The organism is Pusillibacter faecalis (assembly GCF_018408705.1).
Lineage (GTDB): Bacteria > Bacillota > Clostridia > Oscillospirales > Oscillospiraceae > Oscillibacter > Oscillibacter faecalis.
The window spans coordinates 2,163,662-2,187,505 of record NZ_AP023420.1; the positions used below are offsets into that span (position 1 = coordinate 2,163,662).

Consider the following 23,844-nt stretch of genomic DNA (forward strand, 5'->3'; position numbering starts at 1 on the left):
TATTACGCTCCAAAAAAGTTCTTGATGGAAGTGAGTGTCCCCTTCTCCGCCCGGGACAGGCAGAGAAAGTCCCGGCTGTGCCCGTAGATCCGGTATGTGCCGTCCGGTGTGCCGGGAAGGGAGATGGGGTTGCCGCAGCGGACCCGTTTCTCCGTCTGTTCCGAAGAAAGCAGCAGAATGGGATAGGCGGTAAACAAACTGTCTGTGGGAAGCAGCAGAGAGTCCCCTTGAGACTGGACGGCCTCCAGAGAGACGGCCTGCTCCAGAGAAAAACCAGCCGCCATCGTGCGGCACAGGGAGAACATGGCTCCGCCGCAGCCCAGGGCCTGTCCCAGGTCATGACATAAGGTGCGGATGTAAGTGCCCTTGGAACAGACACAGCGGAGAAGAAAATCTCTTGCATGGATCTGCTCTAAAAGCTCCAACTCATAAATGGTGACTGGCCGCGGCTTCCGCTCTACCTCCTGTCCCTTCCGGGCCAGTTCATAGAGCTTTTTTCCGCCGATTTTAACGGCGGAATACATGGGAGGCACCTGTAAAATATCTCCCCGGAAGCGGGAGAGGGCCGCCTCCACATCGACCCGGGACACGGCGACGGGGCGCTCTTCCAGCACTTCGCCAGAGGTGTCCTGGGTGTTGGTTACAACACCCAGCCGCATCCCGGCCACATATTCCTTCCGACTGGTTTCCGCGAACTCCACAGCTCGGGTGGCCTGCCCTACAAAGACGGGCAGCACGCCGGTGGCCATGGGGTCCAAGGTCCCGCCGTGTCCCACCCGCTTTTCCCGGAGGATGCCCCGAATCTTGGCGCACACATCCATGCTGGTCCATCCGGCAGGCTTGTTGACGATCAAAATTCCATCAGGCATTCCAGTCCCCCTGTTCTCCGCGGCAAAGCCCAGCGCCGCGGGTTTGCCGCGGAAAAGGAGGAACCGGTCGCAAGGAAAAACAGGGCCGCGCAGCGGCACTGTGTTCCACAAGACCGGATTCCGACGCGGTCCACCCGGCAGGCTTGTTGATGATCAAAATTCCATCAGGCATCGCGGCCCTCAGCTTTCATAGTCCGGCGCATGATGGGAGATGGCTGCAAGAATCCGCCGCTTGGCCTCGTCCCAAGAGGATTCCACGGTGCATCCGGCCGCCGCCGCATGGCCGCCGCCGCCTAGCTCCTGGCAGACCTCGGTTGCGTTGATCCGCGGGCCAGTGCGCAGTGAGAGTTTCCACACGTCCGGCCGCAGCTCCCGCATGGTCACGGCGCAGTCCACCCCCTGGATCTGGGGACCTAGGGCGCTGAGGTCCTCGGCATCGCTCTCCGTGGCGGAAAAGCGTTCCATGAGGGACATGGGGACCGACAAAACCGCCACCCGCTCCCGGTCGTAGAACTCGCAGCCGTTCATCATGGCACCCTCCAGCTGCATGCGCTTTCGGCTCTTCGTGCGGAAAAAGGTCTTGTTGACAGCACGGTAGTCAATACCAGTGCGCATCAATGCCGCCGCCACTGCGTGGGTATGAGGGGTGGTGTTGGCATAGGCAAAACAGCCGGTGTCAGTGGATACCGCCACATAGAGCGGAAGGGCAATGGCTGGCGTAATGGGCCCCAGCTCGGCCAGGATGTCATAAAGCAGTTCGCCGCAGGCGGCGGCCTCCGGACAAACGATGTTGGCTTTGCCAAAGTGCTCAAAGGAGGGGTGGTGGTCCACGGCCAAGTCTACCCGGCCCAGATAGGACTTGGCATTCTCCGGGAAGAGTCCTACAGAGGCAATGTCCGTGGAAACTACATACTCCGGCGCAAAATCGGCAGGGGCGGCGTAGGGGAGAAAGTAGGGCGCGGAGTTCTCTGTCAACTCTGGGTTTGGCAGCAGATACGCGGCCTTGCCCAAAGCCCGCAATCCCGCGCACAGAGCAGCGGCGCAGCCCACGGTATCTCCATCCGGACGGACATGAGTGAGAATCAGCACATGATCCATGCTTCGCAGCAGATCCGCAGCTTTGGAAACAGTGAGTGTCATTCCTCTTCCTCCGTGCTGATGGGGGTTTCCCGCTCCACCTGGCGCAGTAGCTCTAGAATATGAGCGCCATGCTGGATGGAGTCGTCGCCGATAAATTGCAGCTCCGGCGTGTAGCGTAGCTGGAGCGTCCGGCCCAGCTCCCGCCGCAAAAATCCGGCGGCGGATTTGAGGCCTTTTAATACATCCTTTTCCTGATTTTTGTCCAGGACGCTGACATAGACCCGGGCGTAGCGCAAATCGCTGGTGGTGTCCACCCGGGTGATGGAGACCATGCCCACCTGGGAGACTCGAGGGTCCTTCAGGTGGCGGAGCTGGCCGCTGAGCTCCCGTTGGATTTCCTCGTTGATGCGGCCGATTCGGTTGCTTGACATAGTCGCTCCTTTCCGGGGCGGTGGGCCCCAGTCAGATGGTAATGGTGAGACAGGTTTGATACGTCTCAAAAAGCTGTTTCTAAGTTTCCAGGTCGAAATCCTTCAGGGCACCGGAAAAGCGGCGGACCTGAATGGAGTCGGCTCACAGGTTTCAAAGTTCCATTTTCATCGGGGACACAGGCTCCTGCCAGATACGCCCGCAAATCAGTCAGATTACCTTGGCGGGTTCTCAATTGATTTCATACGGAACAGGTTTGATGGATAGGGACAGATCCTGGACAGCCTCTCAATAGTAACTGTTTTCCTCCAAGCTACGGACCCCAATTTGAACGGTATACCTTGCAGATGCTGGAGAGAAGGGGGGCGCATCCCGGCGCCATACAGCGGCAGGGAATGGTCGGCAGCCAGCAGGACAACATGGCTCGTGGGAACCTCCCGTTCCAGAGTGCGGAAAAATCGCTAGGGGCGGCGACGCAGTCGCCGCCCCTATTGTGCGCATAAATTTCAAATTTAAGAGGGAGTCGCATCGCCTGGGAATCTCCTCCATAGTATTGCCCACGATGATGCCGCCTGTTCCCGCGAACACTTTGTTTTTATGAGAGCCCTTGGAATGAGGCCGGCATGAGGTGAAATGAATTCGCTTCACGTCGGGATTTTGCAATGCCAACACGCGCACCTGCTAACGCAGGAGGCGGCGCTGCGAACCTGGAAGACGACGGCAACTGTTTACGGGGGAAAGGACACGGACTATCTGGGAATTTCCTCCATGGTATAGCCTTCGATAATGTCGCCTTCCTTGATGTCGTTGAACTTCTCCACGGTCATGCCGCACTCGTAGTTCTCCGCGACCTCTTTGGCGTCGTCCTTGAACCGTTTGAGGGAGGCCAGATGCCCCTCATGAATCACGATACCATCCCGGACCACCCGGACAGAGCAGTTACGGACGATCTTGCCATCCTGAACATAGCAGCCTGCCACAGTGCCCACGCCGGAGACCTTGTAGGTCTGACGAACCTCCGCATGGCCCAGCACCACCTCTCGGTACTTGGGAGCCAGCATGCCCTTCATGGCGGACTCAATCTCGTCAATACAGTCATAGATCACCCGGTACATCCGCATATCCACGTTCTGCCGTGCGGCGCCGTCCCGTGCGGCGGCATCGGGCCGGACGTTAAAGCCCACGATGATGGCGCCCGAGGAGGAGGCCAGCATGACGTCGGATTCGTTGATGGCACCCACGCCGCCGTGAATGACACGGACGTTCACCTCATCGTTGGAGAGCTTTTCCAGGGAGGCTTTCACAGCCTCCACGCTGCCCTGCACGTCGGCCTTGACGATCAGGGCCAGCTCTTTGCGCTCGCCGGAGCGGATTTGATCGAACAGATTCTCCAGAGAGACCTTCTGCACCGGCGCGGCGGCCTTGGCGCGCTCCTCAGCCTTGCGCTGTTCCACTAGCTCCCGGGCCATACGCTCGTCGGCCACAGCGAAGAAAGGACTGCCTGCAGTGGGAGCCTCTGAGAGGCCTGCGATTTCCACGGGGACGGAGGGACCGGCCTCAGTAAGCCGGTTGCCCTTATAGTCTAGCATGGTGCGCACGCGGCCTACGGCGGTGCCGGCAATGATGATATCGCCCTGCTTCAGCGTGCCGTTTTGCACCAGGAGCGTTGCCACCGGACCACGGCCCTTGTCAAGACGCGCCTCAATCACGGTGCCCTGACCGGCGCGGTTGGGATTGGCCCTGAGTTCTTCCATTTCAGCGGTGAGTGTCACCATCTCCAGAAGGTTGTCGATGCCCAGGTTTTTCTTGGCAGAGACCTTGCAGCAGATCGTCTCACCGCCCCAGTCCTCAGGGACCAGGCCGTGTTCCGTCAGCTGCTGCATGACCCGGTCCGGATTGGCCTCGGGCTTATCAATTTTATTGATGGCGACAATGATGGGGATGCCTGCGGCCTTGGCGTGGTTAATGGACTCCACAGTCTGAGGCATGATGCCGTCGTCCGCCGCCACCATCAAAATGGCGATGTCGGTAATCATGGCGCCTCGGGCCCGCATAGAGGTGAAGGCCTCGTGGCCGGGCGTATCGAGGAAGGTGATGGGTTTGCCGTTCACCTGGACCTGATAGGCGCCGATGTGCTGAGTGATGCCGCCGGCCTCGCCGGAGGCAACGCTGGTGTTGCGGATGGTGTCCAGCAGAGAGGTCTTGCCGTGGTCCACATGGCCCATAACTACCACCACGGGAGCGCGGGGGACCAGGTCTTCCGGCCGATCCTCATGGGCGTCAATGAGCTTTTCCTCAATGGTGACGACCACTTCCTTCTCCACCTTGCAGCCCATTTCCTCGGCAATGATGGCGGCAGTGTCAAAGTCGATGATCTGGCTGAGAGAGGCCATGATGCCGTTCTTCATCAGGCACTTGACCACCTCGGCGCCGGTCTTCTTCATGCGGCTGGCCAGCTCGCCCACGCTGATTTCATCGGGGATCTGGACCTTGAGAGGGGCCTTCTTGGCAATCTCCAGCTGCAGCCGGCGCATCTTCTCCGCCTCATCCTGGCGGCGCTTGTTGGAGAACGTCATGCCGCTCTTGCGCTGATTGCTGCGGAATTTCTCTTTGCCGCCGCGCTGCTGCATCCGCTCGCCCCGCTGGCCGCCTAAGTCCTCCAGCCGCTCGTCGTACTTCGCCAGGTTCACATCACCGCCTTTGCGGGTGTCCACAATTTTCTTCTGGGGAACCCGGGAGGCGGGCTGCTGCGTGGAGGCAGGCTGCTGCCTGGGAGCCTCGCCGCCCTTTTGCTGGACGGGCTGAGACTGTGGCTTGGGTGCCGCCTTCTGGCCCTGAGGCTTGGGCTGAGCCGGGGACTGGGGAGCCGGCTGGACTGCGGGAGGTTCCTCCTTCTTTTTTTCCTGGTAGGTGTCCGCAAAGATCACCTGGATGCCCGATACCTGGTTATGCTGGGTCAGGTAGTCGAAGATAATGGACAGCTCATGGTCGTCCAGAACCTGCATATGGTTCTTGGGCGCCGTGGCGTATTTCGTCAGGATTTCGGTGATCGTCTTTGTAGAAAGACCGAAGTCCTTCGCCACCTCATGCACTCTGTATTTCTCAATCGCCAATCAAAACACCTCGTTATGCTCCAACCCAAGGGCTGGGAAAATTTCATACCTGTACTCTCGCAATCAGTCTTCACGTTTGCGGAAGGACCCCTTGCCCTTTTTCACCGGGCGGCTGTGGGCATAGGGATGGGGAGACCGTGTGGGACTGCCGCGCCTGGGGCGGGAACGATTCTGATTTCGGGGCCGCCGGTCGGGCGGAGACTTTTCGACTTGGGGGGAGGAGTCCTCCGGTGTCCGCCGGGGCTTCGGCCGATATTTGCCGGTGCGGACATTTTTCTCGTGGGCCCGCAGTTCACTCTGTCGCTCTGCGGCCCGCTTGGCCTTCAGCGCCAGCCGCTCCGCAGCTTCGCCGTATTGATCTTCATCCAACTGCGCCAAACGGTTTGCCACTGCGTTTGCAAGGCCGATATCCGTCACCGCTACAAGGGCGGCCGAGGTTCGGCCCACCGCTCTTCCCAGCTCCGCCTTGGTGAAGGGGAGCCGCAGCCACAGGCATTGGCCGGCCTCGGAAAAATGGACGGTCCGACGGCGGGTATTATCCGCTGCGTCAGAAGCCAACAGCAAGAGCCGGGCGTCCTTTGCCCGGGCGGCAGCTTCCACCGGTTCCTCGCCCACCGCCAGATGGTTGCCCCGAAGGGCAAGCCCCAGAAGGGAGAGAATCTTATGGCTGTCCATTTGTCCCTCCTAATTCCGCTTCCATGGCGTCATAGACCTCCGGCGGGATGGCGGTCTCCAGAGCCCGCTCCAGAGCGCGGCTCTTCCGGGCCTTTTTCAGACAGCCTACATCATGACAGACATAGGCACCCCGCCCGGGCTTCTTGCCGCCGAAATCCAGACTGACGGTCCCTTCCGGGGACTTAACCACCCGGAGCAGGGACTTCTTATCCTTCATTTCCCGGCAGCCCACACACTGCCGCTGGGGAATTTTCTTTACTTTCGGCATGGTCAGGCCGCCTTTCTCTTAAAATTCTTCCGGAGTCTCTTCTGCGGGCGGCTCTGAGGCCTCCTCGCTCTCCTGGTAGCTTGCGGGCTTGATGTCGATCTTATAGCCGGTGAGACGGGCAGCGAGGCGGGCGTTCTGCCCCTCCTTACCGATGGCCAGGGACAGCTGGTCGTCCGGTACTACACAACGGCAGGCCTTGCCTTCGTCCGCCATCCACACATCCACCACGTCTGCAGGAGCCAGGGCGGCGGCGATAAAGGCGGCGGGGTCCTCGCTCCACTTGATAATATCAATCTTCTCGCCCCGGAGTTCCTCAACGATATTGGCTACCCGCTGCCCTCTGGGGCCGACGCAGGCACCAATGGGGTCCACGTTTTCATCGTTGGACCAGACTGCCATCTTCGTGCGGCTACCGGCTTCACGGGCAATGGAGCGGACCTCCACGATGCCGTCATAAATCTCTGGTACCTCCAGCTCAAAAAGCCGCTTGACAAGTCCCGGATGAGTCCGGGAAATTAGAATCTGGGGGCCGCGGGTGGAGCGGCGGACATCCACTACATACACCTTCACGTGCATCCCCTCGGACAGCTCCTCGCCAGGCACCTGTTCACCGGACATCAGCAGAGCCTCCGTGGTCTCGGAGCCGGTGCCGATGCGCAGCGATGCGTTGCCGGTATTGGGATCAATCCGGGTGACAACGCCGGTGAGGATCTCATGCTGCTTGGAGTTAAACTCATCATAAATCATGCCGCGCTCAGCCTCCCGCAGGCCCTGGATGATGACCTGCTTGCCGTTGCCGGCGGCAATCCGGCCAAATTCCGTGTTGTCCACGGGAATGTTGACGATATCACCCACCTCGTATTTGGCAGAAATCGCCTTGGCCTCCTCCAGCGTCAGCTCATTGATAGGGTCCACATAGTCCTCTTCATCCACGACATTTTTTTGGACGAACATCCGCAGGGTTTGATGGGCCTCATCTACATCCACAATGACATTCTCCACGCCGTCATGATCTCGCTTATAAGCGGTGGTAATGGCCTGGATAATCTTCTCCATCATGAAGGTCTGGGGAATGCCCCGCTCCTTCTCCAGCAGAGCCAGAGCGGTGAAGATCTCCGCAGGGTTCATGCCCGCGGGCTCCTTCTGCTTTTTGCCTTTCATCGGTTGTGTCTCCTTAAGATATCATAAATTTTAAAACTAGAAAATCCAAAAACGGCACCTAAAATTCCACCCGAAGGCGGACTAGGGCCACATCCTTTTTGGCGAAGGTTTTTTCTGTACCACCCACGGTGACGGTGACATCGCCGCTGGACGCATCATAGGCATGGAGCGTGCCGGCAAATTCTTTACTGCCGTCTTGATTCCGGTAAAGCTTCACCAGTACGGGACTGCCCAGATACCGCTGAAAGTCTGCGGGCCGCTTGAGCGCTCGCTCCGCACCGGCGGAGCCAACTTCTAAGGTATAACTGCCCTCAATGGGGTCTGCCTCGTCCAGCAGGTCTGAGAGCTTCCGGGAGATGGCCTCGCAGTCCAGGATATCCACGCCGCCCTCCTTATCCAGCAGGACACGCAGATACCAGGTGCCAGCTTCCTTGACATACTCCACGTCCCAAAGGGTGCAGCCCTGCTCCGCGATCACGGGGGCCGCCAGCTCAGCGGTGAGTTCGGTAATTTTTTTCACAGGGGAACCTCCCTTATTCTGACAAGATTTACAAATTTTAAAAGCGGCAAAATGCCCAATAAAAAGAGCGGACCACCGGGTCCACTCCACACCTTACCATTCCAATATATGCAATATACCACAACTGGCAGGATAGTGCAAGGCCTTTTTTGAAGAAAGCTGAATCTTTTCAAGAGAAATCGGAAGGGAAAGCCGCTTGAAAGCGGAGAAGAGCACGAGCTGTTTTGCCGCATCGCGCATAATGCGCATAAAATCAACATGCCAGCACAAACTCCTTTTGAAACAAAGGGGCCGGGAAGAACGGCCACCATCAAAGAAAGGAAGTACACCTTATGCCGGAAAGACTCGTCATTGCATTGGGCGGTAACGCGCTCCAGTCCAAGGACTCCGCACCTACCGCCGAAGCGCAGCTGGAGGTGGTCCGCAAGACCGCCAGCCATATTGCCGAGATCAGCCGAAGAGGGTATGAGATGGCGATTGTCCACGGCAATGGACCGCAGGTGGGTCGGATTCTGCTCTCCAGCGAAACCGCCAGAGACGTGGTGCCACCCATGCCCTTTGACGTCTGCGGCGCCATGAGCCAGGGCTATATCGGCTATCACATCCAGCAGGCGCTGAAATATGCCCTGGCTGCCCGAAACCGGAACTATCCCGTGGTATCCCTAACCACCCAGGTGGTTGTGGATAAAAATGACCCCGCATTTCAAAACCCTACCAAGCCAATTGGGGGCTTCTACTCCGCTGAGGAGGCCCGCCAGCTGGAACAGGAGAAGGGCTATGTTCTGCGGGAGGATGCCGGCCGGGGCTGGCGGAGAGTGGTGGCCTCGCCATTACCCAGGAAGATCGTGGAGATTGGCGCTGTGCGGCTGCTGTGGGACCATGCCATTGTCATCACCTGCGGCGGCGGGGGAATTCCGGTGGTGGAGAACCCTGACGGCACCCTGGAAGGCGTGGCGGCGGTTATCGACAAGGACTTTGCTGCGGAATTGCTGGCAGAAGAGGTGGATGCCGACGTGCTGCTGATCCTGACGGAGGTGGAAAAGGTGGCCATCAACTTTGGTAAGCCAGACGAGAAAGATTTGGATCACCTGAGCCTGGCAGAGGCCGCTCGGTATGCGGCGGAGGGACAATTCGGCGTGGGCAGTATGCTGCCCAAGGTGCAGGCGGCTATGAAATTTGTCCGGACAAACCCCGGCAAGCGGGCCATCATCACCAGCTTGGATAAGTGCCTGGATGCCCTGGAGGGAAAGACGGGAACCGCAGTAACTTTTGCGTAAAAGGCCTGGGGTGTCCGGCCGCGGCTGGGCGCCCCAGGCACTGCCATGGGCGGAGATATTGGCGAGATGACAGGATGCCAGACGCTATCTGGAGCTGTTGATTGCCAACACGGTCAACCGCTGGCCGGATACGGAAAATTTGATCTCCATGCCTGCAAAGCCAAATCCATAGACCCGCTGAGGGTCCTCCTGATAGCGGGGACGGGGGTCCTGGGCCAACACGCCACGCAGAGCTTCCAGCCGCTGTGAGGGAATCTGCTGCAGGAGATCCGGGGGAATGACTACCTCCAGCGCCTCGGCGGGAACGGAGGCAAAGCCCTCCAGCGCGCCGGGATGGCTGTCGGCGTAGGGAATATAGGGTTTGATATCCAGAATCGGACTCCCGTCCGCCAGGTCTGCGCCCCGCACCCGAAGCACAGTGCCCCACGTCGGGGTCGTCTCAATCCCCGCCAGTTCCACGCAGGAAAGGCCAATGGGGTTTGGCCGAAAAGGAGAGCGGGTGGCGAAAATTCCCATTCGCTGATTACCGCCAAGGCGCGGCGGCCGCACAGTGGGGGACCAGGTCTCCCGGGCGGAGCGGTCAAACACCCAGATGAGCCACAGGTGGGAAAACCCCTCGATCCCCCGAAGAGCATCCGAATTCCGAAATTCCGGCGTAAAGACTACCGTGGACTCCAGGGAGGGTACCAGTCCGCTCTGCCGCGGCACCCCGAATTTGGTGGGAAATTCACTTTGAATATGGGCGATAGCCCTCATAGAAATATCCATGTTCATCACCTCATGTCTTTGAAAAATGATACAACAAACCCCTATAGAAAGACAAGCAGGAACCAGAATTTTTAGCCGGGGGATCAATTTCCTCTTGCCTGTTGTCTGGGAATCCCCTATAATAAAATAAAACATCTTTTATTTTTGACAGAATTGTGAAAATATTGACGATTAGGGGGGCGCCGCTTGCAGGACCGATATAAAAAAATGATTCCTGGAACCATTCTAGCTTCGATTTTACTCATGCTGCTGGGAGTTTTGCTGGATGATCCGGCCGATATTCTGCCGGGGCTATACCGGATCGTTACCATGCAGGATTTGCTGATTACAGATTACGTTTATATTGCTGGCGTGGGCGCTACACTGATCAATTGCGGACTGATTATGCTGATTTCCGTTTTGATCATTAAGCTCTCCAAAGATGCACTCAATGGCTTTACTCTGGTGGAGATCGGGCTCATGGCGGGTTTCTCCCTGTTTGGAAAAAATATCTTCAATATTTGGCCCATTATTTTGGGCACATGGCTATACGCAAAATACCAGCGGGAGCCCTTCGGCAAATATGCCGGTGTGGCACTGCTTGCCACATCTCTTTCACCGCTGGTAAGTTATATGGCGCTGGGAAGCATCCACGCCAACCTGCTTCTTGGTATTGTGACCGGTGTGCTGGTGGGGTTCATTCTGCCGTCCCTCTCGGCCTATACATACAAGATTCAAAATGGACTTAATCTCTATAATATGGGGTTTGCCTGCGGACTCTTTGCCATGATGATTGTGCCGGTGCTAATTGCCTTTGGTGACCAGCCGGACTCTGTTCTGTATTGGGCAACCGGGTATAATGAGACCTTCACCATTGTTTTGACGATTTTGTGTGTTGGACTGATTTTGACAGGGCTGTTCTTTGCCGGGATGCCGGTCTGGGCTGTCTGGGCCGGCTACCGCCGGCTGCTGTCTACCACTGGCCGCGCGCCGAGTGATTACCTGCGGATGTTTGGTGGTGGGCCGGTGTTGGTCAACATGGGTGTGAATGGGCTGATCGGCATGGCCTATGTATTTTTAGTGGGTGGAGACCTGAACGGACCGACTCTGGGCGGCATTTTCACCATCATGGGTTTTTCTGCGTTTGGAAAGCATGTGCTGAACATTCTGCCAGTAATGCTGGGGGTTTATTTGGGGGCTTATGGCATGCACTACCATTCGGATTACCCCTCGCTGCAGCTGGCGGGGCTCTTCGGTACTACGCTGGCTCCCATCGCCGGACATTTCGGATGGCCCTACGGAATTCTGGCGGGTTTCATTCACTCGGCCCTGGTGCTGCAGACCAGCGGACCGGTGGCAGGGCTGAATCTTTACAACAATGGTTTTTCGGGAGGACTTGTCGCCATTGTGCTCTATCCCACGATCACTGCAATTGCACGTCACCGCCGGCCCAAGCTGCGGGACGAGGACTATTACGATCTTTTTGAAGAGAGCGGTCCAATTGATACCTCACGCTGGCGTACCCATGCTAAGGATCATCCATCCAGCTCATCGGAAGGAGCGGCGGAAACTGCCCACCCCGCCTATTCCTCTGGGATGCTGGATGACGACAGTGAATAAACGAGCCCCCATGCTGAAGGCATGGGGGCTATTTTTTCAGATTTCACTGGAAAAAAGGGTGTCCGCAGGTGGACGAGGAAACCATCCGCTTCAAGTTCCCCTAAAAAAACGGAGCGTCGCCTGGACAGAAAGAAAAGTCCTTTCTGGCGCAAATCTCAAAGTCCGGCAACCATCTTATTGCAGTTTCTGACGGATTTTCGCCTTGACCTCAGGGGAGAGTACCCGGCCGGCCAGCCGCACCGGGAGGGGCGGCACCGAGCAATACCGCTTGCGCACTTGGTCAAAGGGCTCGACGGCATAGGCGGCAAAAAACGCGGCCCGGTCTGGCGGCGGGGCCAGGGGGAAGGCAAGACGGGGATTGCCCGCCACAGCCCGCTCAATGGGAAATGCTTGTCGGTCCAGTTTCAGCTGGTCGAAGAGATAGCTGCCGCGGGCGGTGTTGACCAGCAGCAGGCTGATGCCTTGAGCCTGCTGCTCTGCCAGCTCGTCAGGGCGCAGGCCCCAGAAGTCTCCCAGAGTGAAATCCCCGGGACGGTTGAGGTTCGTATAGGCACACTGATGGCAGCAGGGCCGCAGGAACAGCGCGCAGCCAAAGGCCCGTCCGAATTCTGTGGCAAAAAGAGGCGCGGAATCCACTGTACCGTCGTCATAGACCAGAGTAAAATGGCTGTCCTTCCAGCCAGTCACCTTGTTGCGAAAGCGTACCGTCTGGAGGTGCTTGCCTTTGCGGGACTCAATGGAATGAACCATGGCCTCCCACACGCCGGGAGAAGGGACGCCGTGACACACCAGGTCACAGGTAGTGAGGTTTTCCGGCTTGCCGCCTAAGAAGCGGTACAGCCCATCTACCTGGCAGGGGGTGCCGGAGAACAGCACGGGCCGCTTTTTCAGCGCCTCCCGAATTTCGCGGAAGGTTTTTCCAAGATCGCTCTGTACATATTTGGCCCCCCGCAAACGCCACAGGTCCTCTTTACAAAAGCATGCGATATGCCGCAGGTGCTGGCGACTGTCCATGGCGGCGCCATATACAACCCCCCCGGACTCCAAAATATATTCCGCCAGCGTGGTAAAGACCCCGCCGGAGGTGGAGTCCTTCCGGACCAGATCATTTCGGTTCCAGGCGGCAAAAGCCGCAGGCAGGGGGGAGGGCTCCCGTTCCCGCAGCAAGGGACAGATTGCAGTGCAGTGGCCGCAGCGGATACACCTGTCCAAGTCTATTGCCGGATAAGAAAAGCCCTCTCGATCCCGTTTCATGGAGATGGCATCCGCCGGGCATCCGCTGGCGCAGGCAGTGCAGCCCGTACAGTGGCCATGGTCAGCCAACCGAGGCGGTGCGTCCGGCGCTGCCTCAGCGGTTTTCTGGGTATACGGAGTTCCCTCCAGTGCAGCGCGCAGATAGTCCAGGGAAGCTGCCCGGGCCTCTGAGAGCCTTACCTCTGCCTGCTTCCAGTCGACAGGAGCCTCTAAATCTGCGGTATTCCCCTGGCCCACAATCCGGTCCGCAAGCCCCAGCCGACTCAACAAGCTGAATGTCCGGGAGCTCTCCGGGTCCGTCAGCTCTGCGGGAGATACGGCGGTGAAGAAGGGGACATGAAACTGGGCTGCAAATACAGTGCCATGGAAGGAGTTTGTAAAGACAAAGGCGGCATTTTGGAAGAGCTCCAAAAATTCCGCTGGCCCCGCATCCAGCACGCAGCGGGCCTTGGGGTGGACCTTTTGCCGGATACCGCACAGCTGCACGATAGGCATAGCGCTGCGGCGGGCAAACTCCTGAAGATAGGGTTCCAAAGCCCCGGGCTTGTTGATGCAGTAGCAGAGAATATAGCCGTTTGGCACCGGCACCGGAAGCTGGAAGCCGAACGTCCCACGGGTTGTGAACAGGTGGTCGGAGGCGGCCGCGGCCCACTGTTGCGCGGAGAGCAGCAGTGTGGGGTCCAGCACCACCGGGACATCTTGCCCCGTGATTCCTGCCACAATCTTTTGCCCCTGCCGTTCCCGGACAGAGAGATGGGAGAACCGTGCGAGGTACCCCCGCAGCTCTTCCTCCATATCCGTTGGGATGTGGGGAATTCCAAAGGAGGGGGCGTAGGCAATGTGCCGCCTGTCGGAGAACGCGCCGAAAAAGACCGGGTCAAACCGGCCGTCCGGGAAAATTTGTGGGTTCCAGATCTGGTCGCTGCCGGAGAGAATCACATCATAGGGCAGCGCCGCGTCCCGCAGCTCCGCAAAGCTTCCAAACCGGTGGGAAGAGATGCGCAGATGTTCTTGAGAGAACTGCTCAAACCGCTCATACCGGCTGCGCAGAGCCTGGTAATGCAGGGCGGTATGAACGTCGGCGGCGGTGCTGCCAAGACCGGTGGGCCGGCGAAAAAGGGCATTGTCCTGGTTGACAAAATAGTCAATGATCTCACAGGTGTGGCCCAGGGATTCCACCGCCCGTTCCGTGGCCGCAGCCTGCAAGGCGGCTCCATAGTGGTGGATATGATAGAACGTGACAAGTCCTGTGTTCAAGCAAACGCTCTCCCTTTCTTTATGAGTTCAGATCCATCTCAGGTTCCCGGGGGAGCAACAGGTCATCCTCCTGAACCCAGTCAGCCACAGGGACCACTTCAAACTCCGTCTCTGTCCTGCGAATCACGACTTTCTCCAATCCTGCGTTGATCACCAGCCGCCGGCACATGGGGCAGGAGGTGGCGTCGGAGAGCAGCGCATGGGTTCTGGCATCCCGGCCCACCAGATAAATAGTGCCGCCCACCATATCCCGCCGGGGAGCGGAGATGATGGCGTTCGCCTCGGCGTGAACGCTGCGGCACAGCTCATACCGTTCGCCCCGGGGAATCTTCATGGCCTCCCGGGAGCAGTAGCCCAGGTCTGAGCAGTTGGCACGGCCCCGGGGAGCACCGTTGTAACCGGTCGAGATAATCTCATCATTTTTCACGATGATCGCACCGTAGAGCCGGCGCAGGCAGGTGGATCGCTCCAACACGGTCTCGGCGATGTTCAGATAGTAGTTTTCCTTGCTGATTCGCTCCATAACAGCTCCTCCGGTCTTTGTCATGTTTCCGTCGTAATGCTGCAGATTGTATCATGAAATGAGGCTCTTGGCAAGAGGAAGCGGCTCAGGCAATCACGCCTGCGCGGACGGCAATAAGCTCCGCTGTGACAGAAACAGCGATTTCCTCCGGCGTCTGGGCGCCAATGGCAAGGCCGATGGGAGCGTGGACCCTGGCGTACTCCTCCGGTGTAAAACCATTTGCCAACAGCCGGTCCCGGCACAGAGCCAGTTTTTTCCTGGAGCCGATACAGCCAAGGTATCTGGCACCGCAGCGAAGCGTCTGAACCAGCACCTCAAAATCCGCCTGATGGCCCCTTGTCATGATCACTACATAGTCGTTAGGAGTGATGGTCAGGTGCCGGGAGAGGGCGGTAAAGCTGCCGCAGAGGGTGCCCGCTGCCTGGGGAAAGCGGGCTTTGGCTGCGAATTCCGGCCGGTCGTCATAAATGAAGGGACGGAATCCCACCGTGGCGGCCACGGGCACCAGCGCCTGAGAGACGTGCCCCCCGCCAAAGATATAGAGGAGGCCCGCCCGCACTGCCGGCAGGGTAAACCAGCCGTCCCGCAGGGCAGGAGCATTCTCCAGCAGGTCCAGTGGGAGGCCCGGGAGATGCCGGGGACCATCCCGGTCCGCAAGGTCCATGGCAGAGACTTTCTCATTATCCAGGCGGCGGACCAGCCACACATCCCGGTTTTGGCCAGTGGCCTCCAGCAGTTCCCGAAACAGCGCGAGTGTGGAGGCATCATCAGCGGAAAGATATTGGAAGTGCAGTGTGAGATCGCCGCCGCAGACCATACCCAGGCTGGCAGCGTCTCCCTGGATCAAGCGAAATTCCCGCAATGCGTCCTGCTGAGATTGCAGCAGTGATTTTGCAACTGCTGTGGCTTCAAATTCCACATTTCCGCCGCCCACGGTTCCCACGGCGGTGCCATCCAAAAAAACAGCCAGCATGGCTCCGGGGCCCCGGGGCGTGGAGCCGGAGGCAGTAAGAACGGTTACAAGTTCCAAGGCCTGTCCAGATTCCAAAGAGCGAACGATGGCATGTGCCAAACTGCGCATGAGAGCACCTCCCTTTTCAATGATGATAACATAACTTTCTCGGAAAGGCCAGGTTGAAAATGTGCGCGTGTCTGATATGATGGAAGGCTGAAAGACAAGTTCCTCCTGATGGGGTTGAGACGCGGCGCTTCCGCAAAAACTCATCAGATTGGGTAATACCACGGAAGAATTTTAAAAAATTTGCAGTTTTTGAAGAAATACCGCCCATGGCATCGTATGAACAACAGATCGGAAGGAGGTGGTGGCGTGCCGTGTCCGGAATGACAAAAGAAGAGTTTTCCAGACTGGTCCTTCAGTATGAAAAGCTGGTATACACCATCTGCTTTCAACTGACACGGGACGCTGCGGCGGCAGAGGACTTGGCGCAGGAGACGTTCCTCTCGGCCTACCTTCACAAGGAAAAGCTGCCGTTAGGATATGAGCGGCAATGGCTTGGCCGGATTGCCGCCAACAAGGCCAAGGACCACCTGCAAAGTGCGTGGAAGCGCCACGCGGTGCTGCCGGGAGATGAGGCCATGCCGCCGGGGAAGGCGCCCGCCGCAGAGGAGACGGCGCTGCAAAGAAGTGGCGCAGCAGAGATTCGCTCTGCCATTGAGAAGCTCCGGGAGCCCTATGGACCCGTATGCAGGCTATGTCTGCTGGAAGAGAAATCGCCGGAGGAGGCGGCTTTGGCCCTGGGAAGGCCGGTCAAAACCATTCACACCCAGCTGGCCCGGGGAAAGGGATTGCTGAGGGAGATCTTGGAAAGGAGTGGGGGATATGGACGTATTTCGTAACGATGGACACCTGAGTGACGGCGTTTTAGAATCGCTGATTCATAACGGAGAGGCACTGGATGAGCTGACGCGGCTGGAAGCTGCGGAACACCTGGCCTTTTGCGACCAGTGCCTGCAGCGGTATACAGACCTGCTGGCGGGGACGGAGCTCCTGATCCCAGCAAACTCCTGTCAGGACCGGCTTTGGCCCAGGATTCGCTTCCGTGCCATCCGTTTGCTGACCAGCCGGTACGCAACGGCCGCAGCCGCTGTCGCGCTGGCGTTGACGCTGCTGTGGGGCAGCGCCGGAGCCCCGCTTCGGGAATCGGCGGGCAGAGCATTCCTTCAGGAGACCGGCAACGCGGTGGCAGAGCATATCCAGCAGATGCCCCAGCGGTGGGACGATTCCATACAGGGGCTTCTGAATGATATCAATGGCTTTCTGGAACCATTTAGCGGCGGCAGGCCGCATACCAATCAAGGAGGAACTAACACATGAGACCGAAACAAGGCTTGCTTTTATTTATCACCTCTTGCCTCTCTGGCTGCGGGCAGATGTACCAGGGATATATGAAGCGGGGGGTGTCCCTGCTGCTGGGCTTTTTCGTCATCCTGGCGATTGCCGGCTTTCTAGGGCTGGGCGCAGTGGCTTTTTTCCTGCCGGTGGTGTGGCTGTACGCCTTTTTTGACAGCTATAACCTCCGCAGCCGCATTCTGGACGGCACCGCACCGCAGGATGAATATCTCTTCGGCCTCTCTGAGATGGACAGCCAGCGCATGGCAGAGCTGCTGCGCCGCCGCCACAGCGTCATCGGTTGGGGACTGGTGATGATCGGCATCTACTTGCTGTATCAGATGCTTTTGAATCAGCTGTGGTGGATGATGGGTGACTGGTTCCTGGGTGACTGGCTGTACAGTCTGCTGCGCTATGATGTCCCCCGGCTGGTGATGACCATTCTGGTTATTTTACTGGGGCTGTGGTTTATCCGGGGACCCAAGGCTCGGAAGGACGATATTCCGGACTTTGTCCCTCCGGCACAGAGCGGCGCGCAGGCCGCACCTGAGGAGACCACACAGGAGGAACCCAATGACAAAGACCAGTGAGATTAGGCAGGCGCCGGCTCAGCGCAGGGTGGGGACGCTTACCCTGGGTGCGACGCTGATCGTTGCCGGAGGGGTGATGATGGTCTCTCTGTTCTGGCCGGAGGCGGATCTTCGGTGGGCGGTGAAGGCCTCGCCTCTGATCCTGATTTCCCTGGGGGTGGAGACACTCCTGGCAGCTCGGTCCGGCAGCAGAATCAAGTATGACTGGGCGGGGATGGTACTGTGCTTTGTGTTGGTGGCTGCGGCCATGTGCCTGTATGCTGCCGCGTGGTGGATGGCTTGGCTTCCGGAACATGGTTCCTACTTTGACGGTAGCCGCACTGGAGATGAGAGCAGTCTGATGTTGGATTATACCGCCTTTAACGGTACGGACTTCCAACTGCTGGAGATGGAGTCTGGCGATGTGATCCGGATGGAGATTGTCAACGACCAGGGCAGCGTGGATGTCAGCGTGATTGAGGATGAGGACCGGGAACCGGTTTTTGATAGCGAAGCTTTGGCCACCGGAAGCTATTCCATCGAGATTCCACGGGATGGCAGTTATGAGCTGTGGGTGACTGGGCATCAAGCGGCCGGCAGCGCCTATTTCCGGCGAGAGCGCGCTGCTTGAAAGAGGTATCATCCCAAGGGGAAAAAGGAGCCCGGAGCTAGCTCCGGGCCCCTTTTTTTATAAGAGCTTCAGGAGGGAGGCAGGACAACCCCGACCGCTCTTTATCAGGAATCTCCCTGGTACTCCGCCCGCCAGATGGCCAGTTCCTCCGCGTCCCGGTCATCCAGTGCATGGAGGCCACTCAGATGTTCCAGGTGGTGGGTCAGTTCGTGGGCCAAGGTAATGCGCAGCTCCTCCAGCCAGGTTTCGCGGTTCCACTCCTCCTGCTCCGCCAGCACCGCGAAGGAGCCATAATATAAATTGATGTATAGCCCTAGGCAGTCATGACAGTATTCCCCTAGAATATACACCTCTCGGAACTCCGGGTCCGGCAGTGCTTCCTCCTGTAGACAGACGCCGCCGTTGAGACCTTGAAAGAGGGCTGAGGGAAAGCTCTCCGCGATCTCGTCCAGGAGATCGCCCACTTGGTCAACGGTCAAAATCACAGGAATTCCTCCTCTCCGCAGGAGGCTTGCGTCTGGGATTCTGGGGGAACCACCCCTTACGTACCCGCTCCTCCTGTTCCCGCAGTTCCAGGATGCTCCATAGGCAGCTGCATCCCAGCACCCCTAGGACGGAGGAGAGCAGAATGCTCTCCGGCAACAGGCTGGCGGCCAAAAATCCAAGTCCGGCGACCAGAAACGCAGGCCAGCACCGGGCGGACCAGATATACTCCGCCCAGATCACCAGAGGATGGAATAAACCGATGCAGAGAAAGGAGACCACCGCGATGATGATACCTTGCCCGTTCATACCGTCTCCTTTGCTTGTTTCATACTGAGACTGATGCGCTTTTTCTTCTCATCCACTTCCAGAACCAAAACTTTCACCACATCGCCTACAGAAACCACCTCCGAGGGGTGCTTGATAAAGCGGTTTGCTACCTGGGAGATGTGTACCAGACCATCCTGGTGGACGCCGATATCCACAAACACTCCGAAGTCAATGACATTGCGGACGGTTCCCGTGAGAACCATTCCGGGCTTTAAATCCTTCAACTCCAGAACGTCGGTGCGGAGAATCGGGGCGGGCAGGTCGTCCCGGATGTCCCGGCCGGGCTTCATCAGCTCCGTCATCACATCCCGAAGAGTTGGAAGCCCTACGCCAGCGGCCTGGGCAGCCCGCTCCTCCCCATAGGCGCGCACCTGAGCGGGAAGCTCTGACAGACGTCCGGCTTGCACGTCTGTCAGGGTATGCCCAGTGAGGACAAGCAGCTGCTCCGCCGCAGCGTAGGACTCCGGATGCACAGCAGTATTGTCCAAAATATTGGCACTTTCGGGTACTCGAAGGAAGCCGGCACACTGCTCGAAAGCCTTGGGGCCCAGCTTTGGGACCTTCAAAAGCTGTTTGCGGGAGGTAAACGGGCCATTGGCCTCCCGATAGGCCACCACATTTTTGGCGGTGGTGGGGGTAAGGCCAGCCACCCGCTGCAGTAGGGAGGGGGAGGCGGTGTTGACATCCACGCCCACGGCGTTCACACAGTCCTCCACGACACCGCCCAGAGCTTCATCCAGGCGTTTGGGAGGGCAGTCGTGCTGGTACTGCCCCACGCCAATGGCCTTGGGATCAATTTTCACCAGCTCCGCCAGCGGGTCCTGTAGGCGGCGGGCGATGGAAACGGCGGAGCGCAGATTCACATCGTACTCCGGAAACTCCTCTGCGGCCAGTGGGCTGGCGGAGTAGACGGAGGCTCCGGCCTCAGAGACGATCATATAGCTGACGCGAGCGCCCTCATCCTTGGCCTGGGCGATCAGCTCCACAGCCATCTGCTCCGTCTCTCGGCTGGCAGTGCCGTTTCCAATGGCGATGTGTTCTATATGATACTTTTTGATCATTTTTTTGAGCAAAGAAATGGCTTCGCGCCGCTGCCGATCCCCATAGGTGGGGTATACAACTGCCGTGTCCAACACTTTGCCGGTGCCGTCCACTACAGCCACCTTGCACCCCATTCGATAGCCGGGGTCCAGGCCCATTGTAACCTTGCCCTTTACCGGTGGCTGCATCAACAGGGGCCGCAGGTTCAGAGCGAACTGACCGATCGCGCCGTCAAAAGCCGACTCCGTGAGACTGGCGCGGGACTCCCGCTCCAGAGCGGGAGCAATCAGGCGGTCATAGGCGTCTTCTGCTGCGGACTTTACAAATTCCATGGCGGGGCTGCCAGGGACGACGACATGGCGGCGGACGGTGCGAAGTCCCAACTCACGGTCCAGCTCCACATGAACCTTCAAAACCCCCTCTTTCTCTCCACGGTTGATAGCCAGAACCTGATGGCCCTGCAGCCGGGAAAGAGGCTGGGAGAACTGATAATAGAGCCGGTAGACAGTGTCCTCCTCTGTAGCTGCCGTGCTGGTCAGAGAGCCGTGTTTCGCCAGCAGCTCCCGGAGCTTTTTTCGAAGGGCAGCGTCGTCACTGATCTGCTCTGCCAGAATGTCAGAGGCACCAGCCAGGGCCTCCTCCGCCGTCTCAACGCCCTTGTCAGGGTTAATATATCCAGAGGCTGCGGCAAGGGGAGCGGGGCAATCCGGCTGCTGGGCAAAGAGCAGCTCTGCTAGGGGTTCCAGCCCCTTTTCCCGGGCCATAGAGGCTCGGGTGCGGCGTTTTTCCTTGAAGGGGCGGTACAGATCCTCCACTTCCGCCAGGGTTTTAGCAGCATCAATGGCAGACGAGAGATCCTCAGTCAGCTTTCCCTTTTCGAGAATAGCGTTTTTGACGGTCTCACGCCGCTCCTGCAGGCTGCGGAGATAGCGCAAGCGTTCCTCCAGGGTGCGGAGCGTGGTATCGTCCATCGTACCGTGAAGTTCCTTTCGATAGCGGGCAATAAAAGGGATCGTAGCCCCTTCGTCCAGCAGCTGGACTACATTGGCAACATGCTGTACCGGGCGGTTCAGTTCCTCCGCCAGAATTTGAAGCGTGGTTTCCATAACAAATCCTTTCCGTATGGGGCGCTTGTCCGCGCCGGAGAAGAGTATAAAACTATTATAGCGTATTTCCCACTACTTGTCAGCAGATGTTTTTTGACGGGGCCCAAGATATGTCCGGTTACAAAGACACAAAATCTTGTCACCGCACACAGGGGGTATGGCACTTATCGATACAAATATATTCAGAAAATGAAGGCTGCTTGTCCGCGCTATGAGGACAGATTTAGGGTGTTTCCGGCAGAAATCCTTCATAAGACCATTTGATACTTTTCAACCCTGTTTGAAGGGGAAACGTACAAATTGTTATAAAAATAACAAAACAAAGCAGCCTAAAGTTGGTTTTTTTATACAATGTTTTTTTGAAAACCTTGTTAAAAACGGGCATTGATTTTTGCTCCAATCTGTATTATGTTGATATCAACAAATGAATATCGTCCGCATGAAGACAATCCGAAACATTCCATTCCCAGATGGAAGACCGACGCGGAAAGGCAGGCTGTATAGCGAACAGCTTGGTGAAACTGACAGGTAAAGAGAAGGTTGTCCGACGGAACTTTGGAAAGACCACTTCCATGTGGCGCCAATGAGGCTATAACCAACTGGCAAAAAGACAGAGGAAATTACGCAAGTAATTTTCCCCTGTCTTTTTTTAGCTTTTTATGGACCCCCCGCACCCTTCCCCCTTACTAAAGATTGGCTCCAGCTAATCTTTTCAATGATATACAGCAAGACCCATTTTTGTGAAAAATGGCTGGTATTGAGTCAAAGGAGGTTTGGTATGAGCGAAAAAAGTTCTGAGTCCCTGAGAAAATCAAAACTCTCCACCATAGGTGTGGTGGCACTGATTTTCTCCTTTGTGGCCGCTGGTGCCTTCGGCATTGAGGAGGCCATCGCCGCCAGTGGACCGGGTTTGACCCTGATTATGCTGCTGGTCTTTCCCTTTGTCTGGGCTTTTCCGCTGTGTGAAATGGTGGGAGAGCTGGGGTCTATTCTTCCCTCGGAGGGCGGCATTTACTCCTGGGGGCGTGAATCCTTCGGAGAGTTCTGGGGTTGGCAGATCGGTTTGTGGTCCGCGTTGACCACCTGGATGTGCCAGGCACAGTACTGCGCTTTGGTGGTTGGCTATGCCGCTAAATTCATTGACATGTCTCCCACAGCGGAGTACATGGCAAAAATCGTGATGGTGGTCATTTTCACTGTGGTCAACATCATTGGTCTGGACTGGCTGGAAAAGCTGGAAACAGTCTTTACCATTTTGGTGCTGATCGCCTTTGGAGCTGTGACCGTGGTGGGCTTCCTGAACTGGAATTACAATCCGTTGGAGCCGCTTTTTAATCCTGAAGAGGGCCTGTTTCACTCGATTGGCGGCGGTATCGCCATCATTATTTGGATGTACATGGGCTATGAGTGTATGTCCAACATGGCCGGAGAAATGGATAATCCACAGATTATTCCCAAAGCCATGCGGATTTCTCAGCCAGTGATCGCATTTACCTACATCCTGCCGACGCTGGCAGCCCTGGCAGCGATTGGAAGCTGGAGCTCTTGGTCCACTGAATCTGGTGGCGGCGCCGTGGGCTATGCAGATGTACTGATTCAGTATGTAGGTAATTGGGCGGGTCTGGCCTTTGTCATTGTCGCTGTCATTTCCAACTGCTCCATCTTCTGCTCGTATATTGCCCATGGCTCCAGAGCATTTTTCGTCATGGCTGACGACCATATGTTCCCGCTGCTTATGAAGAAGGTGGATAAGCGCGGCATTCCAACGGTCTCTATTATTCTGCTGGCAATCTTCACGATTATCACCTGCCAGTTTGACTTCACCACGCTGGTGATGGCCACAACGCCCATTCAGCTCTACATGTACCTGGCTATGATTCTCTGCGTGGTTCAGCTGCGTAAATATTACCCCACGGATGCCCGGAAGGAGCTGGGGCTAACGGTCATGCCAGGAGGCACGGTGGGCTTGGTGGTGCTCTCTGCCTGCGTTTTTGTAATCTGCATGTTTGCCATCTATGCCAACGGCACGGACTACTTTATTACCGGCTTCCTGGTGTTGCTGCTGGGACTTGTAGGCTATGTGGTGTGCAAATGGGTGTACAAGGGCAGAGTTTTGGATAATGCCGAGACCTATCCCCTAAATCCCAAGACCAAACTGGGCCTGGGCGACTTGATTGATATTGGTGTTTATATCATTCTATCAGGTGCCATGGCGCTGGGCGGTGCAGTGTTCCTGTATTTCTACGAGGGCAGCTATGGCGAGGAGTACTATCTAGAGGAGTATGGTTCTGGATTTTTCAGTAATTTTTATGGCATGATCAACGCGTGCAAATGGCTGGGGATCATTCTATTGGTGATTGGTATTGTGGTCTGGCTGATCGGCAGAAAGACAGAGGGTGCCCAGGTCAAGGCGCTCAAAGCAGCCAGAAAAGTGGATCTGGATAACATGATTCGTGAAATTCACGGCGCAGTTCCCGGCGAATCTCCTACCAGTGATACGCAAGTTTCATCAACAACCGAACAAAATTCGGTTTGATAAGT

General features: G+C 57.3%; 22 protein-coding genes. 7 read left to right on the plus strand and 15 right to left on the minus strand.

The window, feature by feature from the left end:
* Positions 1-2: 2 nt before the first annotated feature.
* From truB to KJS55_RS10795, 8 genes are all read right to left on the minus strand, one after another.
* Positions 3-869 carry a tRNA pseudouridine(55) synthase TruB gene (gene truB / locus KJS55_RS10760; protein ID WP_213543323.1) on the minus strand — a complete coding sequence of 289 codons (867 nt, stop codon included), beginning with the start codon at positions 867-869 and terminating at the stop codon, positions 3-5.
* Between the two features lie 180 nt (positions 870-1,049).
* Entirely contained in the window at positions 1,050-2,009 is a 960-nt protein-coding gene (locus KJS55_RS10765; RefSeq protein WP_213543324.1) for a DHH family phosphoesterase, read from the minus strand.
* Positions 2,006-2,380, minus strand: a complete 375-nt coding sequence (rbfA, locus tag KJS55_RS10770) for a 30S ribosome-binding factor RbfA (protein WP_187029715.1) — start codon at positions 2,378-2,380, stop codon at positions 2,006-2,008. Before rbfA ends, KJS55_RS10765 begins: the two co-directional genes overlap by 4 nt.
* 747 nt (positions 2,381-3,127) lie before the next feature.
* Positions 3,128-5,491, minus strand: coding sequence for a translation initiation factor IF-2 (gene infB, locus KJS55_RS10775; RefSeq protein WP_187029717.1), 2,364 nt, complete (start codon positions 5,489-5,491; stop codon positions 3,128-3,130).
* Between the two features lie 63 nt (positions 5,492-5,554).
* On the minus strand, positions 5,555-6,166 hold the full coding sequence (locus KJS55_RS10780) for a L7Ae/L30e/S12e/Gadd45 family ribosomal protein (RefSeq protein WP_187029719.1): 612 nt from the start codon (positions 6,164-6,166) through the stop codon (positions 5,555-5,557).
* Positions 6,153-6,434, minus strand: coding sequence for an RNase P modulator RnpM (gene rnpM, locus KJS55_RS10785; protein WP_187029720.1), 282 nt, complete (start codon positions 6,432-6,434; stop codon positions 6,153-6,155). Before rnpM ends, KJS55_RS10780 begins: the two co-directional genes overlap by 14 nt.
* Positions 6,435-6,452: 18 nt before the next feature.
* Positions 6,453-7,595: a transcription termination factor NusA gene (nusA, locus tag KJS55_RS10790; RefSeq protein ID WP_187029723.1), complete on the minus strand. Its 1,143-nt coding sequence runs from the start codon at positions 7,593-7,595 to the stop codon at positions 6,453-6,455.
* A 58-nt stretch (positions 7,596-7,653) separates the two neighbouring features.
* Positions 7,654-8,115: a ribosome maturation factor RimP gene (locus tag KJS55_RS10795; protein WP_187029725.1), complete on the minus strand. Its 462-nt coding sequence runs from the start codon at positions 8,113-8,115 to the stop codon at positions 7,654-7,656.
* Positions 8,116-8,447: 332 nt separating this feature from the next.
* On the opposite strand from KJS55_RS10795, the gene arcC reads away from it, so the two are divergent.
* A complete protein-coding gene (gene arcC / locus KJS55_RS10800; RefSeq protein ID WP_187029727.1) occupies positions 8,448-9,392 on the plus strand; it encodes a carbamate kinase in 945 nt (314 codons plus the stop codon).
* A gap of 84 nt (positions 9,393-9,476) precedes the next feature.
* Here arcC and tsaA read toward each other — a convergent pair whose 3' ends face one another.
* Positions 9,477-10,166: a tRNA (N6-threonylcarbamoyladenosine(37)-N6)-methyltransferase TrmO gene (tsaA, locus tag KJS55_RS10805; RefSeq protein WP_228300517.1), complete on the minus strand. Its 690-nt coding sequence runs from the start codon at positions 10,164-10,166 to the stop codon at positions 9,477-9,479.
* 180 nt (positions 10,167-10,346) lie between these two features.
* Between tsaA and KJS55_RS10810 the strand changes: the two genes are divergently transcribed.
* Positions 10,347-11,759: a DUF1576 domain-containing protein gene (locus KJS55_RS10810; RefSeq protein ID WP_228300518.1), complete on the plus strand. Its 1,413-nt coding sequence runs from the start codon at positions 10,347-10,349 to the stop codon at positions 11,757-11,759.
* Positions 11,760-11,933: 174 nt separating this feature from the next.
* Here the strand turns inward: KJS55_RS10810 and KJS55_RS10815 are convergent, their stop codons facing one another.
* The 3 genes from KJS55_RS10815 to KJS55_RS10825 all read right to left on the minus strand — a co-directional run bounded on the left by KJS55_RS10815 (position 11,934) and on the right by KJS55_RS10825 (position 15,874).
* Positions 11,934-14,270, minus strand: coding sequence for a polysaccharide pyruvyl transferase family protein (locus KJS55_RS10815; RefSeq protein ID WP_213543325.1), 2,337 nt, complete (start codon positions 14,268-14,270; stop codon positions 11,934-11,936).
* Positions 14,271-14,289: 19 nt separating this feature from the next.
* Positions 14,290-14,793 (minus strand): deoxycytidylate deaminase, encoded by a 504-nt coding sequence (locus KJS55_RS10820; RefSeq protein WP_187029732.1) that lies wholly within the window; start codon positions 14,791-14,793, stop codon positions 14,290-14,292.
* 85 nt (positions 14,794-14,878) lie between these two features.
* On the minus strand, positions 14,879-15,874 hold the full coding sequence (locus KJS55_RS10825; protein WP_187029734.1) for an XdhC family protein: 996 nt from the start codon (positions 15,872-15,874) through the stop codon (positions 14,879-14,881).
* 260 nt (positions 15,875-16,134) lie between these two features.
* On the opposite strand from KJS55_RS10825, the gene KJS55_RS10830 reads away from it, so the two are divergent.
* From KJS55_RS10830 to KJS55_RS10845, 4 genes are read left to right on the plus strand one after another with little or no spacing between them, the layout of a single operon-like run.
* On the plus strand, positions 16,135-16,650 hold the full coding sequence (locus KJS55_RS10830; protein ID WP_187029847.1) for an RNA polymerase sigma factor: 516 nt from the start codon (positions 16,135-16,137) through the stop codon (positions 16,648-16,650).
* The gene (locus KJS55_RS10835; protein ID WP_187029736.1) at positions 16,634-17,128 is read left to right on the plus strand and encodes a hypothetical protein; all 495 of its coding nucleotides are present in this window, start codon (positions 16,634-16,636) and stop codon (positions 17,126-17,128) included. Before KJS55_RS10830 ends, KJS55_RS10835 begins: the two co-directional genes overlap by 17 nt.
* Positions 17,125-17,733 (plus strand): hypothetical protein, encoded by a 609-nt coding sequence (locus KJS55_RS10840; RefSeq protein ID WP_187029738.1) that lies wholly within the window; start codon positions 17,125-17,127, stop codon positions 17,731-17,733. The genes KJS55_RS10835 and KJS55_RS10840 overlap by 4 nt, the downstream gene beginning before the upstream one ends.
* Complete coding sequence (locus tag KJS55_RS10845) at positions 17,717-18,343, plus strand: hypothetical protein (RefSeq protein WP_187029740.1); 627 nt, start codon at positions 17,717-17,719, stop codon at positions 18,341-18,343. The genes KJS55_RS10840 and KJS55_RS10845 overlap by 17 nt, the downstream gene beginning before the upstream one ends.
* A 104-nt stretch (positions 18,344-18,447) precedes the next feature.
* Here KJS55_RS10845 and KJS55_RS10850 read toward each other — a convergent pair whose 3' ends face one another.
* From KJS55_RS10850 to KJS55_RS10860, 3 genes are read right to left on the minus strand one after another with little or no spacing between them, the layout of a single operon-like run.
* Complete coding sequence (locus KJS55_RS10850) at positions 18,448-18,828, minus strand: metallopeptidase family protein (protein WP_213543326.1); 381 nt, start codon at positions 18,826-18,828, stop codon at positions 18,448-18,450.
* Positions 18,812-19,135: a DUF4491 family protein gene (locus tag KJS55_RS10855; RefSeq protein WP_187029743.1), complete on the minus strand. Its 324-nt coding sequence runs from the start codon at positions 19,133-19,135 to the stop codon at positions 18,812-18,814. The genes KJS55_RS10850 and KJS55_RS10855 overlap by 17 nt, the downstream gene beginning before the upstream one ends.
* Positions 19,132-21,303 carry a Tex family protein gene (locus KJS55_RS10860; RefSeq protein ID WP_213543327.1) on the minus strand — a complete coding sequence of 724 codons (2,172 nt, stop codon included), beginning with the start codon at positions 21,301-21,303 and terminating at the stop codon, positions 19,132-19,134. The genes KJS55_RS10855 and KJS55_RS10860 overlap by 4 nt, the downstream gene beginning before the upstream one ends.
* Before the next feature lie 778 nt (positions 21,304-22,081).
* Between KJS55_RS10860 and KJS55_RS10865 the strand changes: the two genes are divergently transcribed.
* Complete coding sequence (locus KJS55_RS10865; protein ID WP_187029747.1) at positions 22,082-23,839, plus strand: APC family permease; 1,758 nt, start codon at positions 22,082-22,084, stop codon at positions 23,837-23,839.
* The last annotated feature ends 5 nt before the right edge of the window (positions 23,840-23,844 follow it).

Bases quoted from the DNA above. Each gene is read 5' to 3' on its own strand.
- rnpM (WP_187029720.1), bottom strand. From the start codon at position 6,434: ATGCCGAAAGTAAAGAAAATTCCCCAGCGGCAGTGTGTGGGCTGCCGG.
- arcC (WP_187029727.1), top strand. From the start codon at position 8,448: ATGCCGGAAAGACTCGTCATTGCATTGGGCGGTAACGCGCTCCAGTCC.
- KJS55_RS10765 (WP_213543324.1), bottom strand. From the start codon at position 2,009: ATGACACTCACTGTTTCCAAAGCTGCGGATCTGCTGCGAAGCATGGAT.
- KJS55_RS10835 (WP_187029736.1), top strand. From the start codon at position 16,634: ATGGACGTATTTCGTAACGATGGACACCTGAGTGACGGCGTTTTAGAA.
- KJS55_RS10845 (WP_187029740.1), top strand. From the start codon at position 17,717: ATGACAAAGACCAGTGAGATTAGGCAGGCGCCGGCTCAGCGCAGGGTG.
- KJS55_RS10780 (WP_187029719.1), bottom strand. From the start codon at position 6,166: ATGGACAGCCATAAGATTCTCTCCCTTCTGGGGCTTGCCCTTCGGGGC.
- KJS55_RS10825 (WP_187029734.1), bottom strand. From the start codon at position 15,874: ATGCGCAGTTTGGCACATGCCATCGTTCGCTCTTTGGAATCTGGACAG.
- tsaA (WP_228300517.1), bottom strand. From the start codon at position 10,166: ATGAACATGGATATTTCTATGAGGGCTATCGCCCATATTCAAAGTGAA.
- KJS55_RS10865 (WP_187029747.1), top strand. From the start codon at position 22,082: ATGAGCGAAAAAAGTTCTGAGTCCCTGAGAAAATCAAAACTCTCCACC.
- KJS55_RS10830 (WP_187029847.1), top strand. From the start codon at position 16,135: ATGACAAAAGAAGAGTTTTCCAGACTGGTCCTTCAGTATGAAAAGCTG.
- KJS55_RS10820 (WP_187029732.1), bottom strand. From the start codon at position 14,793: ATGGAGCGAATCAGCAAGGAAAACTACTATCTGAACATCGCCGAGACC.
- KJS55_RS10840 (WP_187029738.1), top strand. From the start codon at position 17,125: ATGAGACCGAAACAAGGCTTGCTTTTATTTATCACCTCTTGCCTCTCT.
- KJS55_RS10855 (WP_187029743.1), bottom strand. From the start codon at position 19,135: ATGAACGGGCAAGGTATCATCATCGCGGTGGTCTCCTTTCTCTGCATC.
- KJS55_RS10860 (WP_213543327.1), bottom strand. From the start codon at position 21,303: ATGGAAACCACGCTTCAAATTCTGGCGGAGGAACTGAACCGCCCGGTA.
- nusA (WP_187029723.1), bottom strand. From the start codon at position 7,595: ATGAAAGGCAAAAAGCAGAAGGAGCCCGCGGGCATGAACCCTGCGGAG.
- truB (WP_213543323.1), bottom strand. From the start codon at position 869: ATGCCTGATGGAATTTTGATCGTCAACAAGCCTGCCGGATGGACCAGC.
- rbfA (WP_187029715.1), bottom strand. From the start codon at position 2,380: ATGTCAAGCAACCGAATCGGCCGCATCAACGAGGAAATCCAACGGGAG.